General features: G+C 68.9%; 1 protein-coding gene. It reads left to right on the forward strand.

Translation table 11 applies throughout. The features are described 5' to 3' along the window. Positions 1-126: 126 nt before the first annotated feature. Positions 127-511: DUF222 domain-containing protein (locus tag Psi02_RS39855; protein WP_373317764.1), on the forward strand; the 385-nt coding region annotated here is incomplete at its 3' end.

The following is a 511-nucleotide window of genomic DNA, read 5'->3' on the forward strand; positions in this document are numbered from 1 at the left end:
GGGGTGGAGGCGGCGGTGTCGGGGCTTGTGGTGGGTGGGGTGCCGGAGTCGGCTGGTGAGTGTCTGGCTGAGGTTGAGGTGTTGGTGGGGGCGCGGGATCGGTTGATCGCGGCGGTCGCGGCGCGGGTGGGTCGGGTGCATGGGGCTGGTGAGGCGAGGGCGTGGGGGCATGGGAGTACGCGGATGTGGTTGCGGGGTGGGTGTGGGATGGATGGTGGTTCGGCTGGGCGGTTGCTCACGTTGGCGGTTGAGTTGGCTCGGTTGCCGGTGGTGCGGGCGCGGTTCGCTGCAGGCACCTTGTCGGAGGGGCGGGTGTATGCGATCTGTGTGGCGGTCGCGGGGTTGACCGATGAGCAGGTGGGGGTGGCGGAGCCGATTTTGGTGGGGTTGGCGGATCAGGCGGGTCCGGCGGAGGTGGCCAGGGCGGGGCGGTTTTTGCGGGAGATTTTGGATCCGGGTTCGGCGGGCAAGGATGGGGATGCCGATTTTGGGCGCCGGTTTTTGGTGGTTC

Origin of the sequence: Planotetraspora silvatica (assembly GCF_016863315.1) — a bacterium.
GTDB lineage: Bacteria > Actinomycetota > Actinomycetes > Streptosporangiales > Streptosporangiaceae > Planotetraspora > Planotetraspora silvatica.